Source organism: Streptomyces coeruleoprunus, assembly GCF_039542925.1.
GTDB lineage: Bacteria > Actinomycetota > Actinomycetes > Streptomycetales > Streptomycetaceae > Streptomyces > Streptomyces coeruleoprunus.
Genome location: NZ_BAABIT010000001.1, coordinates 6821499 through 6834866, shown reverse-complemented (window position 1 = coordinate 6834866; position 13368 = coordinate 6821499). Strand labels below are relative to the sequence as shown.

The 13368-nt window shown below is 74.5% G+C and carries 9 protein-coding genes and 1 pseudogene; 4 read left to right on the top strand and 6 right to left on the bottom strand.

Annotation, left to right across the window (positions count from 1 at the left end):
• Nucleotides 1-66 precede the first annotated feature (66 nt).
• Nucleotides 67-906 carry a class I SAM-dependent methyltransferase gene (locus tag ABEB09_RS30630; RefSeq protein ID WP_345693161.1) on the bottom strand — a complete coding sequence of 280 codons (840 nt, stop codon included), beginning with the start codon at nucleotides 904-906 and terminating at the stop codon, nucleotides 67-69.
• The gene (locus ABEB09_RS30625) at nucleotides 903-1952 is read right to left on the bottom strand and encodes a saccharopine dehydrogenase family protein (protein ID WP_345693160.1); all 1050 of its coding nucleotides are present in this window, start codon (nucleotides 1950-1952) and stop codon (nucleotides 903-905) included. Before ABEB09_RS30625 ends, ABEB09_RS30630 begins: the two co-directional genes overlap by 4 nt.
• A gap of 89 nt (nucleotides 1953-2041) precedes the next feature.
• Between ABEB09_RS30625 and ABEB09_RS30620 the strand changes: the two genes are divergently transcribed.
• The 3 genes and pseudogenes from ABEB09_RS30620 to ABEB09_RS30610 all read left to right on the top strand — a co-directional run bounded on the left by ABEB09_RS30620 (nucleotide 2042) and on the right by ABEB09_RS30610 (nucleotide 6747).
• Complete coding sequence (locus ABEB09_RS30620; protein ID WP_345693159.1) at nucleotides 2042-3706, top strand: MFS transporter; 1665 nt, start codon at nucleotides 2042-2044, stop codon at nucleotides 3704-3706.
• Nucleotides 3707-3729: 23 nt separating this feature from the next.
• A pseudogene (locus ABEB09_RS30615) lies at nucleotides 3730-4915 on the top strand (anhydro-N-acetylmuramic acid kinase).
• Nucleotides 4916-5109: 194 nt separating this feature from the next.
• Nucleotides 5110-6747 (top strand): hypothetical protein, encoded by a 1638-nt coding sequence (locus tag ABEB09_RS30610; RefSeq protein ID WP_345693158.1) that lies wholly within the window; start codon nucleotides 5110-5112, stop codon nucleotides 6745-6747.
• On the opposite strand, the gene ABEB09_RS30605 is transcribed toward ABEB09_RS30610, so the two are convergent.
• Entirely contained in the window at nucleotides 6740-8434 is a 1695-nt protein-coding gene (locus ABEB09_RS30605; RefSeq protein WP_345693157.1) for an N-6 DNA methylase, read from the bottom strand. The genes ABEB09_RS30610 and ABEB09_RS30605 overlap by 8 nt on opposite strands.
• Before the next feature lie 149 nt (nucleotides 8435-8583).
• Nucleotides 8584-8970, bottom strand: coding sequence for a rodlin (locus ABEB09_RS30600; protein WP_345693156.1), 387 nt, complete (start codon nucleotides 8968-8970; stop codon nucleotides 8584-8586).
• Nucleotides 8971-9795: 825 nt separating this feature from the next.
• Here ABEB09_RS30600 and ABEB09_RS30595 point away from each other — a divergent pair.
• Nucleotides 9796-10719: a S1 family peptidase gene (locus tag ABEB09_RS30595; RefSeq protein ID WP_345693155.1), complete on the top strand. Its 924-nt coding sequence runs from the start codon at nucleotides 9796-9798 to the stop codon at nucleotides 10717-10719.
• Nucleotides 10720-10805: 86 nt separating this feature from the next.
• On the opposite strand, the gene ABEB09_RS30590 is transcribed toward ABEB09_RS30595, so the two are convergent.
• Together ABEB09_RS30590 and ABEB09_RS30585 are read right to left on the bottom strand one after the other, a co-directional pair.
• Nucleotides 10806-11663 (bottom strand): MBL fold metallo-hydrolase, encoded by an 858-nt coding sequence (locus ABEB09_RS30590; protein ID WP_345693154.1) that lies wholly within the window; start codon nucleotides 11661-11663, stop codon nucleotides 10806-10808.
• Nucleotides 11664-11804: 141 nt separating this feature from the next.
• Nucleotides 11805-13298 (bottom strand): MFS transporter, encoded by a 1494-nt coding sequence (locus ABEB09_RS30585; protein WP_380841004.1) that lies wholly within the window; start codon nucleotides 13296-13298, stop codon nucleotides 11805-11807.
• Nucleotides 13299-13368: the final 70 nt, after the last annotated feature.

Sequence of the window (13368 nt, the reverse complement as noted above, 5' to 3'; positions counted from 1 at the left end):
CCGCCCCTTCCCGAATCGGGCCTCCGCCCGCGCACCCCCGCTCCTCGAACGCCGGAGGGGCTGAAATCAGCCCGCGCGGCGGGCTGTTGCGAGCAGATACGGCGCGTCCATGATCAGGCGCGTGTCGGACGCGATGTTGTGCGTGGTGAACAGTGCGGTCAGGTCGGTGCGGGCCTGGTTCCAGCGGTCGGTGGCCTCCAGGGTGGTGCGGTGGGCGCGCAGGGGGCCCGGCTTGTTCTCGAAGGCGGCGACGGCGTGGGCGACGGAGGGGTACGTGACGCGGACGTGGGCGACGCGGGTGCGGATCGTCGCGGGCAGCGGCGCGAACCAGGCGTGGACGCGGGCTGGTTCGCCCCAGCGGGTCGGGGGCGGGGGCATGTCCGGGCGGTCGGGGAGGTGGTGGGTGACTGTCGGGGCGATGCGGCCCATGACGCCGTCCGGTGTCCAGGACGCCACGGCGACGACGCCGCCGGGGCGGCACACCCGGACCAGTTCGGCGGCGGCGCGGGCGGGATCCGGGGCGAACATGACGCCGAACGTGGACAGGACGGCGTCGAAGGAGGCGTCCGGGAAGGGCAGGGCGAGCGCGTCGCCCACGACGAACCGTGCGGCGCCGGTGAGTTCCGCCGTACGGGCGCGGTCCCGTGCCACGCGGACGAGGCCCGGCTCCAGGTCGAGTCCGGTCACGTCGGCGCCCGCCCCGGCGGCGGCGAGAGCGGCCGGGCCCGAACCCGTACCGACGTCCAGGACGCGCGGGGGCCGCACCGGGCCGCCCTCCCCGCCCTGCGGCCGCACCGCGCCACCGCCCGGCAGGAGCCGCAGCGCGTGCGCGGTGACGTCGTGGGCGGCGTGGGACCAGGCGTCGCCCGCGGCCGTGTAGTCGCCGCCCCGCCAGCCCGGGTTCACCGGACCCGCCCGTACGGGGTCACGCCGTGCGGGGCCAGCTCCTCGGGGAGGCCGGCCAGGGCGGGGAGCTGTTCGATGTGGTGGACGCCCGGGGGCGCGGCGCCCGTGAGGAGTTCCCGTACGACGTGGGCGGCGACCAGGCCCGTGACCCGGCTCTGGGCGCGGCCGGTGAGGGCGTACGCCACGTGCCGGTCGCCGTGCCACGCGTCGGCGCGCAGGGCGAAGCCGTCGCCCCCGAGGTGGACGCGGCGGAACGCGTCGGTGAGGGCGCGCCGTACACCGGGACGGCCCGCCGCGCGCAGGAGGCCCGCGCGGCGGGCACCGAAGAGCGCGGCGGTGAGCGGGCGGGAGTCCAGGCACAGGCGGGTCGCCACCGCCGGCACGCGGAGCGTGGAGCGCAGGGTGTGCTGGTCGGAGAAGGGGAACGGATGGGCGGTCCGCCTCCCGTACCCGGGCAGGGTCACGCGCGACGGACGGACCCCGCCGGTGGGTGCGGCCAGGCCTTCGACGGTCCAGCGGACCGCGTCGGCGCCGTGCCGTTCGCCCGAACCGAGGAGCACGGTCAGGTCGAGGCGGTCGGCGCCGCCGACGGCCTCGTGGGCGCGGGCGGCCAGGAGGTTGGTGAGGCCCGGCGCCACGCCGACGCTCAGCACGGCGGTCGCTCCGGTGCCGGCGGCGAGGCCGTGGAGTGCCGCCACGCCGTCGAGGAGAGCCGGGGTCGCGCCGACGTCGACCAGGTGGATGCCGTGGTCCAGGCACAGCCGGGCGATCCGGGTGTCGGGCGGCTCCACGCACAGCACGACGGCGGCCACGTCGCCGAGGTCCTCCAGCGTCCTGCGGAACGCGGCCGGGTCCGTGACGTCGACGCGGACGCCGCCGTGCCGCCGCGCCCGGGCCGCGTCGCGGCCGCCCGGCACGGCGCGGCCGGGGAACCAGCCGTCGAGGGTCGCGGTGACGGTCGCGCCCACGGCTCCGTAACCGCCGACGACGAGGACGCGTCCGTTCGTGCCGTGGCGGTGGCCGCCGACGGATTTCACTGTAGTCATACTCCAGTGAATTACACTGGAGTGGCACTCCAGTCAAAGTCCGCCGGAGCCCCGCGTGGCGCACGCGGCGCCGTGGAAGGCTCCGCACCATGACGACGTCCGTGGACGACCCCGCCGGCGCGGCGGCCCGGGCGGCACGCTCGCCCAGGGCCCTGGTCGCGGGCTCGGTCGGCAACTTCATGGAGTGGTACGAGTTCGGCGCCTACGGCTACCTGGCCACGGTCGTGGCGGCCAACTTCTTCACCCCCGAGGGCGGCGGCGAGACAGAGGCCCTGGTCAGGACCTACGCGTCGTTCGCGCTGGCCTTCTTCTTCCGGCCCGTGGGCGCGGTGCTCTTCGGCCGTGCCGGTGACCGGTTCGGGCGGCGGCCCGCGCTCATCGCGGCGGTCCTGCTGATGACCGGGGCGACGACGCTGATCGGGCTGCTGCCCACGTACGGGACGGTGGGCGCCGCGGCACCCTGGCTGCTGACGGGGCTGCGGATCGTCCAGGGCCTGTCGGCGGGCGGGGAGTTCGGGGGCGCGGTCTCCCTCATGACGGAGTTCGCGCCGCCGGGCCGACGGGGTCTGTACGGGGCGTGGCAGTCGTTCACGGTGGCGCTCGGGCTCCTCGGCGGCGCCGGCGCGGCGACGCTGCTGGCCACGGTGCTGTCGGAGCGTCAGGTCGTGGAGTGGGGCTGGCGGCTGCCGTTCCTGCTGGCGCTGCCGATGGGGCTGGTCGCCCTGTGGCTGCGGCTGAGACTGGAGGAGACGCCGTCGTTCCGCCGGTCGGTGCCGCGGCCCGGGCGGCCGGCGTGGTCGTCCCAGCGGTCGCCGCGACCCGAGCGGCGGCCCGAGCGGCGGCCATGGCAGGCGCGGCAGTCACCGCGGCCCGGCATGGACACGCCCGGGGCCCGGCAGCACTCCACGGCGCCGGCGGAGGCCACGAGCCGGGAGGAGGCGGCGAACCAGGAAGAGGTCACGGGCCGGGAGGAAACCACGAGCCGGGAAGAGGCCACCGGCCGGGAAGAGGCCACCTGCCGGGAAGAGGCCACCTGCCGGGAAGAGGCCACCTGCCGGGAAGAGGCCACCTGCCGGGAAGAGGCCACCTGCCGGGAGGAAGCCGCAAGCCGGGAGGAAGCCGCGAGCCAGGAGGAAGCCGCGGGCCGGGCGACCGCGCCGGGCGCGGCCATGGCGATCGTGCTGGGGGTCGGCCGGCTCATGGCGTGGTCGGCGGCCGGATACACGTTCCTCGTGGTCCTCCCGTCGTACCTCCAGAGCGCGCTGGGCGCCGGTCTGCGGGAGGCGCTGGCGGCCACGGTCCTCGCCAACGCCGGCTTCGCCGCCGCGATCCTCCCGGCGGGCGCGCTGAGCGACCGGGTGGGGCGGCGGGCGGTGATGCTGACCGGTGCCGTGCTGGCCGGTGTGTCGGCGCTGCCGCTGCTGGACGTGGTGCAGGACCCGGGCGCCCCGGCGTGGGCGCGGGGCGGGGCCGTCGTGGTCGCGGGGGCTCTGGTCGGGCTGCTGGCGGGGCCGGGTCCCGCGATGCTCGCCGAGATGTTCCCGACGCGGGTCCGGTACACGGGGCTGGGTGTGGCGTACGCGCTGTCGAACGCGGTGTTCTCCGGCTGCGCCGGGCTCGTCGTCACGGAGCTGGCGCGGCGGACGGGCAGCGCGGACGTCCCCGCGTACTACGTGATCGTCACCTGTGCCCTGGGCGCGGTGGCGCTGGCCACGCTGCGGGGCGACGACCATCGCCGCCCCCTGCGCGGCTGAGCGAGGAGAGGGAGGAACCGCGCATGCGGGTCGTCGGGATGATGTCGGGCACCTCCTGCGACGCGGTCGACGCCGCGGCGGCGGACCTGACGCTCCACGGGGACACCCTGGTGCTGGAGCCGCTGGGGATGGTGAGCGCCCCGTATTCGGCCGCGCTGGGCGGGGCGCTGGCGGGCGCGCTGCCCCCGGCGGCGACGACGCTGGAGGAGGTGTGCCGGCTCGACACGGGCATCGGGCAGGCCTTCGCCGCGCTCGCCGTGCGGGCCGACCGGGAGCTGTGCGGGTCGCGCGCCGAACTGTTCGTGTCGCACGGGCAGACCGTGCACCACTGGGTGGAGGACGGCCGGGTGCGCGGCACGCTCCAGATCGGGGCGCCCGCCTGGATCGCCGAGGCGACCGGCCGCCCCGTTGTGGCGGACCTGCGTACGCGGGACGTCGCCGCGGGCGGCCAAGGGGCGCCGCTGGTCGGCCTGGTGGACGTGTTGTGGCTGCGGGGACGGCCGGGGACACCGGTGGCGCTGAACCTGGGCGGCATCGCCAACATCACGGTGGCCGCCGGGGCCGGGGCACCGGCCGCCTTCGACACCGGACCCGGCAACACCCTGATCGACGCTGCCGTGCGCCATGTGACGGACGGGCGGCGGCCAGTTCGACGAGGACGGCGCGCTGGCCGCCCGGGGCACGGTGGACACCGCGCTGCTGCGGCTGCTGCTCGCCGAGCCGTACTACGCGGCGCCGCCGCCGAAGACGACCGGCAGGGAGCTGTTCCACCTGCCGTATCTGCGGGGCGCGCTGGCCCGCCACGGAGCGGCCGTCGCGCCCGAGGACCTGGTCGCCACGGTCACCCGGCTCACCGCCGTGACCGTCGCGGACGCGGTGCGCGCCGTGGGCGGCACCGAGGTCGTCGCCTCGGGCGGCGGCACGCGCAACGCGACGCTGACGGCCATGGTGCGCGCGGCGCTCGGGGGCGTACCGCTGCGGACGTCGGACGAGCTGGGGCTGCCGTCCGCGGCGAAGGAGGCGTACGCGTTCGCGGTTCTCGGCTTCCTGACCGTGCACGGGCTGGCGGGCACGCTGCCCTCGTGCACGGGTGCCCGGCAGGCGCGCCTGCTGGGGTCGGTGACGCCCGGCCGTCACGGGCTGCGGCTGCCCCCTCCGGCCGCGTCGGCCCCGGTCCGGCTGACGTTGAAGCGGACCATCGCCGACTGAACCCTCCCGCGCTTCCGTGATCACCTCGGGGTGGAATTCGACCAGGTTCGACCCGGCTTGACGTACACACGTACGAGGGTGACGCGATCGGTGACTTCCGTTGACGCCGCCAACAGAGGTGCGCCATCCTCAACTGGCCCACAGCAGCTCTCCGTTCAGCGTCGCCCCGCCCCTCGCACCGGAAGGACGCCCCCGTGGACACGCGCCGCTACCGCATGGTGGTCACCAGTGGACTGGACTACGTCGGGACCGGCGCGCTGGTCGACGGCGAGCTGCGGCGCTGGCTCAGGGAACCCCCGAAGAGCTACGACGTGGACGCGTTCGCGGAGGGGCGCAACGAGATAGCCCGCGGCGTGACCCTCGACCACGACTCGGCGATGACGACCGGCGGCTCGTACAACCGCTGGCGGCTCAGAGAGACCGCGCCGCGCGGCACGTGGCAGACGACCGTGCTGATACGGCAGGTGGCGGCCGGCCCCACCTGGGTGCAGCTTGACGTGGAGCACCTGCCGGACGACCCCGAGGCCGTACCGGCGGCGGCCAGGACGCCACGGCTCGCGCGCAGCCTGCTCGGAGTGCTGGACGCACGCGACGGCCGGGCCGACGTCACGCACATCCCGCAGGTCGTGGAGGCGGAGGACGTCGACGCCGTCATAGACGAGCTGTGCGACCAGGAGCGGCGCCTCCCGGTCGTCATGGCGAGCACCCCGCGCGACGCGGACTTCGACACCTGGCTGGAGCGGACGGTGGACCCGCTGGTCCGGCCGCTGGCCGGGCTGGCCATCCTCTACGTCCTGGCGCCGGAGGCCGAGACGCGGTTCAACCAGATCCTCGTGTACCACCGGGTGTTCGGCGGCGGGGTGCGGACGTACCTGCCGGGTGTCGACCCGGCGTGGGCGGCGGACGGGCAGCGGCACCGGGTGATGTCGCCCCGACTGATAGCGGAGGACCCGCGCCGCGCCGGCCGCATCCTGGCGTATCTGCCGCAGGGGCTCGCGACCCGCCTGCCGCTGCCGCCGGCGCTGGACTCCGTGCCGGTGATGCGGGCGCGGGCCCGGCAGGACGAGGACGCCCCGGAGCTGGAGCGGCTGCGCAACGAGAACCACGCGCTGGAGGAGATCCTGACGGAGGCGGGCCGCGAGCAGCGCATCCGCGCCGACGAGATCCGGCACCTGAAGCGGGAGCTGCGCAAGGCGGAGGACAACGAGTCGCTGCTCATCGCCGAGTACGACGAGCAGTACCGGGAGCTGCACGAGGTCCGGGCGCAGCTGCTGAGCCTCCAGAAGCATCTGCTGACGATGGGCGCGGGCCACATCGCGTACGCGCCCGTCGACGACGACCCGGACGACCCGACGTCGTTCGCGCAGATCCTGGACCGCATCACGGACATGGAGCACGTGCACTTCACCGGCAACCGCAAGGACGCGCTGGAGCTGGACGACCAGGCGTACGGCTCGTCGTGGGTGCGCATGACGTGGGACGCGCTGCTGGCGCTGCGGGACTTCGCGGACGCGGCCGTCGCAGGCACGGCGGCCTGCGACTTCAAGCAGTGGTGCGCCGCCGCCCCGAGCGGGGCCCACTCCATCTCACCGAGGAAGGTCGTCCGGGACGAGTCGCGCAGTGTGAAGAACAAGGCGAGCTGGCGGCGCCAGCGCACCTTCCCCGTGCCGGACTACGTGGACCCGAACCGGAAGGTGTTCATGGGCGCCCATCTGCGGATCGGCGGCGGCAACACGATCGCGCCCCGGCTGCACTATTACGACGGGGCATGCGCCGAGCACGGGATATTCATCGGCTACATCGGGGCCCACCTGTCCAACACGCTCACGTGACGGGGTGCTCGGGCGGCGGGGTCAGCGTCCCGTCGGCGAGGCCCTCGCGGGCCAGGCGGGCGGCGCGCGCGCCGAGTTCCGCGACGTCCCTGATGCGGTCCTCGAACTCGCGCACGGCGCGGAACGCGGCTCCGTAGCGCCGCTGTTCGGGCAGGTCCATACGGGGGACACGGGCGGTCCTGGTGGAGCCGGAGGTCCGGTCGGCGCAGGCCAGGAAGCCCCTGAGGAAGTCGGTGTCGAGCAGGTCGCCGGTGGAGGCGGGACCGTCGGGTCCGCGGAGGTCGACCAGCCCGGCGCGGGCGAGTCCGGCGAGGTCCAGCGTGGCGTCCGGGGTGCCGCCGGGGCCCGGGACGAGGGCCGGAAGCAGGGCGGTCAGCCCGTGCAGGGCGTCCTCCAGCCGGGCGCGGACCGCGCGGTACTCGGCGGGGTCCGTGCGGTGGGAGGCGCGCACGTGGTGGCCCGGGGTGAGGTCGACGGTGTCGTCGAGGAGGTCGACCGGCGGGACCTCGGCGGTCTGCCCGGGGCGCGGGTCGAGGGGCCCGTCGGGGTCGGCGCCGGTGAGGTCGGTCATGCGGACGGCCGGGGCGCCGTCGCCGGGGCCGGTGGGCCGGCGCAGGATCCACAGGTGGACGGGCAGCGAATGGGTGGCCGCCGTGCCGGCGGGCAGGGCGATCACCTCGGTGAGGAGGCCCCGGCGGACGAGTGCGGCGCGGATCCGGCGGCCCGCCTTCCGGTACGCCACGGACGGCGGCATGACCAGCACGGCGCGGCCGCCGGGCGCGGTGTGCGCGTAGCAGTGCTGCAGCCAGGCGAGTTCGCCCTCGGCCCGCGACGGCACGCCCAGCTCCCAGCGGGCATCGAGGAGCAGCTCCTCGCGTCCCCAGTCGGGCGTGGCGGCGGGTGGGTCGCAGACGACCAGGTCGGCCGGGAGCCCCGGCCAGCGGTCGTCGCGCAGTGAGTCGCCGCACGCGACGGCGGCGCCGGGCAGGCCGGCCAGCCGGGCGCGCAGCGCGGCGAGTTCCGCCGCCACGGGATCGGCGTCCTGGCCGACGCACCGGGCGCCCTCGGCGCCGGCTCCGAGGGCGAGCAGGAGCCCGCCGGTGCCGCAGGCCGGGTCGAGAATCGTTCCTGCAGCGGGAAGGGGCGCGGCGAACCGTACGACGGCCCGTACGAGTCGCGCGGGCGCGCCCTGGTCGGCCCCCGCCCTGCGGGCCGCCGCCAGGTGGCGTACCACGAGGTCGTCCACCACGGCGGCGGCCGAGCCGTGCCGGGCCGGCCCGGACGCGAGCGCGAAGACCGCGGCCCGCGGGTCGGCTCCGCGCCCGGCGCCCGCGTCGTCGCCGCCCGGAGGCCCTGCCGGCCCACCGTCGTCGGGTCCGTGCGCGGCGGCCAAGTGCCGGGCCACGTCCCTCAGTCCCTCCAGTACGCGGTCGCCGTAGGCCGCGCGGAGCGCCTGCCACAGGCGCTCCCCGGCCGGAAGGTCCTCGTCCTTGCGGCGGGCGCCGAGCCAGGCACGGACCTCGTCGAGTGCGAACAGCGGGGTGCCCGCTCCCCCACCCACCGGTGCGGGGAAGTCGCCGTGGCGCCGCCTCCAGTTGGAGACGGCCGCCCTGGTGACACCGGCCAGCCGGGCGATCTCGGCGCCCGTGACCAGCGGCCCGGGGACGGGCGGGGCGTTGTCCGTCATGGCCGTCACCGTACAGGCAGGTCCATGACGTCACCAGAAGTCCCAGGTGTTGACGGCGTCAACGCACGGCCGCCCGTCGCGTACGCGGTCCTGACGCGGCGCAGGCCGACCGGGAGGGCCCGGTCGGCCTGCGGAGGACTGGGGGATCGTCAGCGCACGGCGGCGGTGAGGTTCTCGGACGCGACGTTCTCCAGGAGGTGCGACAGGAAGGCGTCGCCCTTGACCGCGGTGGAGTTCTCGGCGCAGGTCTGGTTCTGCGTGTCCTGGATGAGGTCCTGGACACCGATGTTGATGAGGAGGATGTTCTGGACGTCCGCCTGGACCGGGACGCCGGCGCACAGCTTGTTCAGGGAACCCTGCACGGCGCTCATCTGCGGGCTCATGTGGCCGCCGGTGACCGTGTTGCCGTAGTTCTGCTCGGAGAAGTTGCCGTTCTGCGTGTCGACGGTGTGGTCGCCCGTGGCGAACGCCAGCGGCGCGCCGACTCCCAGGACGGCTGCGGCGATGCCTGCGGTGGCGACAACCTTCTTGATCATGGTCCATCCTTCTCGTCGAAAGACCCGGCGCCCGGGCCGCCTTGGGTAACCGCGCAGGCAGGATCACGTAACGGGCCGAATGGATGGAACGGGACGCATTCACCCATTCGCCGCGACCGGTACACCCGGGATGGCGCACACCCTGGAGGCATCGACCCGGAGCGCCGCCGCCTCCAGGTGCCGGCGAAGCCGAGCCGCCGGTCGCGTGGCGGGCGCCCGGCGATGGAATCCGGACAGGGGCGGCGAGCGGGCGAACGGGAGTGATCGGCGCATAAAGGAGGGGCGGGTGGTGTGCCGGAGGGTGGCGCGCCGGCCGTTTCCGCCGCTGCCGGGCGGTGGTGCATCACGCCATCGCTCGGCGTGCGCCCGGTAGAGGGGCGGCGGGTGCCGATTGCGAGCGCCACCGGACGGGACGGGCGAGGGCGGAGGGTGGCGGCCGGGCGGCGGTCCGTGCGACACGCGCGGTTTGTTCAACTCTGAACAGCATGAACGGCGAGCGGCCCCGGGCGCCACACCCGGACCACCGACAGAGCCGACGACCCGTCAGCAAACACCCGGCGCTTTGCTCGGCGCGGGAGCGCGCCCACGCCCGAGCGGCAACCGGCCACGGCTGCATACGAAATCGCGGACGGGCGCGGAGCGAGGCCCCCCGGACGCGCGTAGAGCGACCGAAAGGCGTTCTTGTCGCGAAGCCAACCGGACCAGAGGATTCCCTGTGTCGATTGACAGGCACATGACGGATCAGGCGGGACTGTCACCGCCTCCCGTCCGTGCCCGTCGGCCCGTCCACCCCACGGGCCTCCCGATCCCCCACCGGAGGACGCAGTGAACATCAAGCGCTTCACCCCCCTCGGCGGTCTCTCCAGAGGCGCGCGGCTGACCGCCGTCGCCGCCGCTCTCGTCACCGCCACCGCGCTTGCGACCCCGGCCGCCGTCGCGGGAACCGCCGACGACGCCCGGGCGACCACCGCCGAACTCGCCCGGGCGAGCGACGCGGTCCTCACCGCCGACGTCCCGGGCACCGCCTGGTACACGGACGCGAAGACCGGCAAGCTCGTCGTCACGGCGGACTCCACCGTCTCGGCCGCCGAGCTCGCCGAGATCAAGAAGGCGGCCGGCGGCAACGCCGACGCCCTGGAGATCAAGCGCACGCCCGGCACGTTCAACAAGCTCATCGCCGGCGGGCAGGCGATCTACGCGGCCGGCGGCGGCCGTTGCTCGCTCGGCTTCAACGTCCGCAACAGCAGCGGCACGTACTACGCCCTGACGGCCGGCCACTGCACGAACATCGCCGGCACGTGGTACACGAACTCGGGCCAGACCACCCTGCTGGGCTCCCGCTCCGGCTCCAGCTTCCCGGGCAACGACTACGGCATCATCCGCCACGCCAACGCCTCGGCGGCGGACGGCCGGGTGTACCTGTACAACGGCAGCTACCGCGACATCACGTCCTCCGGCAACGCGTACGTGGGCCAGTCCGTCCAGCGCAGCGGCTCCACCACCGGTCTGCGCGGCGGCACGGTCACGGGCCTGAACGCGACCGTCAACTACGGCGGCGGCGATGTCGTCTACGGCCTGATCCAGACCAACGTCTGCGCCGAGCCCGGCGACAGCGGCGGCCCCCTCTTCTCCGGCTCGACCGCCCTCGGCCTGACCTCCGGCGGCAGCGGCAACTGCTCCTCGGGCGGCACGACGTTCTTCCAGCCGGTCACGGAGGCCCTGAGCGCCTACGGCGTCAGCGTCTTCTGATCCCGCCGCACCACCGCATCCTCCCCAGCACCCCCCACACCGCTCACCGGCCGGCGGCCCGCCTCCTGCGGGCCGCCGGTCCCGCGTCACATGGCGGCCGGCGGGACCTCATCCTCCGGGACCTCCGCCTCCGGGGCTTCGGGCGGCCCTGGTTCGAAGCCGGCGAGCATGCGCTCCAGCGCCACCTGGTCGGGGCCGACGAACGGGTCGGCGACCGGGGCGTCGCCCAGCGTGTCGAGCATGCGCTTGGTCAGGCCCACCGCGGGCGGCAGGTGCACGGAGAAGACGAACTCGGGGTCCATCTCGTGCAGCGGCCGCAGGGTCGCCCGGTACTTGTCCGGATCGACGTTGTGCACCCACGGGCTGTCGAGCGCCGCCCACAGCAGCTGCGAGGCGTGCAGGTCGCCGGCGTCCACCGCCCCGGCATCCGCGCCCTCGGCGAGTTCGGCGGTCGGCATGGGCGCGCCGAAGCAGTCGGAGCTGAAGCAGGCACGCGAGCCGTCCTCGTAGAAGCCCACGGTGGCGGGGCTGTCGAAGAGCGGCGGCCGGAACGCGAACAGCGTGCGGTCGCCGACGTCCAGTGACTGGCCCGGGTTGAGCAGGTAGACGCGGTCCATGGGCAGGGGCCGCTCGGTGGACATGATGCCGGCGCCGATGAACGTGGTGACGATCCGCGCCCGGGGCGCGGCCTCCAGCAGGGCGAAGAGGCCTCCGGTGTGGTCCCGGTCGGGGTGGGTGAGCCAGATCCACCGGACGTCGGCGGGATCCGTCACCGAGCCGAGCCGGTTCAGGAAGTCCCGGTCGGGCAGGCTCAGTCCGGTGTCGACGACCACGGGCTCGCGGGCGTGCAGCACGAAGGCGTTGATGGTCAGGAAACCCATCCCGGGCACGGGGAGGAGGTCCGACAGGACGGTCACGTCACGGCCGACCTTGTGCGTGGTCATGGCTGCGTTCTCCGATGGCCCCCTGGGGTGAACGCTCGCGGCCGCGGCGCGGATGTCCGCGTTTCCATCATCGTCCCGCCGGGCCCGTCCCGCACCCGCGGGTGCGGGACGGGCGTCCGTCGGGCGGCCCCGCCGATCCCCTCATCCCGCGCCGGGGCCGCCCGGACCGAAGCCGCCGCCCTGGAGGCGTTCCAGGTCGGCGGGGCGCACCTGGATGACGAGGAGGGCGACCAGGGCGCCGATCGCCGCGAAGACCGCGGCGACGATGAACGCGACGGAGACGCCCGCGGTCAGCACCTGGTCCTCCAAGTGCGGCGGCAGTTCGCCGGTCCGCTGGAAGCGCACGCGTTCGGCGGGCGTCGCCCGGGCCAGGAACCCGGGAATCAGCCGGTTCGCCTCGTCGTTGCCGACCGTGCCGAAGACCGTGACCAGGATGGACAGGCCGAGCGATCCGCCCACCTGCTGGGTGGCGTTCAGAAGGCCGGACGCGGCTCCGGTCTCCCGCGCGGCCACGTTGGAGAGCGCCATCAGCGTCAGGGACACGAACTGCATGCCCATGCCCATGCTGAGCACCAGCATCGGGCCGAGGATGCTGCCGGCGTACGTGGAGTGGGCGTCGGTCAGCGTCAGCCAGCCAAGGCCCGCCGCGGCCAGCAGGGCGCCGGTCACCATGAAGGGTTTCGGGCCGTACCGGGGCAGCAGTTGAGAGGTGAGTGTGGCGCCGACCGTGATGACCGCGCTGACCGGCAGGAACGCGAGGCCGGCCTTGAGCGGGCCGAAGTTCAGGACGTTCTGGACGAAGAGGGTCAGGAAGAAGAACATCCCGAAGATCGCGGCGGCGAGGCTGAGCATCATCCCGTACGTACCGGCCCGGTTGCGGTCGGTGAACATGTGCAGGGGCGTGATCGGCTGCCGGGAGCGGCGCTCCACCAGGACGAACGTGGCGAGGACGACCACGGCGACGGCGAAGGACGCCAGGGTCAGCCCGTCCCGCCAGCCCTCCTGCGCGGCGCGGATGAACCCGTAGACCAGCAGCACCATGCCGAGGGTCGAGGTGAGCGCTCCGGCGACGTCGAAGTGTCCCGGCTGGCGCTCGGACTCCTTGATCCAGCGCGGGGTGCCGAGGACGATCAGCAGGCCGATGGGGACGTTGACGAAGAACACCCAGCGCCAGTCGAGCCATTGGACGAGCATGCCGCCGGCGAGGAGGCCGATCGCGCCGCCGCCCGCCGACACCGCGGCGAACACGCCGAACGCCCGGTTGCGTTCGGGTCCCTCCCGGAACGTGGTGCTGATCAGGGCGAGCGCGGTGGGGGACGCGATGGCGCCGCCGACGCCCTGGCAGGCGCGGGCGGCGAGCAGCTGGCCGGAGTTCTGGGCGAGGCCGCCGAAGAGCGAGGCGACCACGAACAGCAGCACGCCGAAGACGAACACCCGCCGCCGGCCCAGGATGTCGCCCGTGCGCCCGCCGAGGAGCAGCAGCCCGCCGAAGGCCAGCGTGTAGGCGTTGACCACCCAGGACAGGCCCGTCGTCGAGAACTCCAGCGAGCGCTGGATGTGCGGCAGGGCGATGTTGACGATGGTGATGTCGAGGACCACCATCAGCTGGCACGAGGCGATGACCAGCAGGGCCATTCCGCTGCCGTCGCCCCGCTTCCGGGTGGCGGCCTGCGGCGTGGAAGTCGGCCGAGGCGTGGTCATGGCG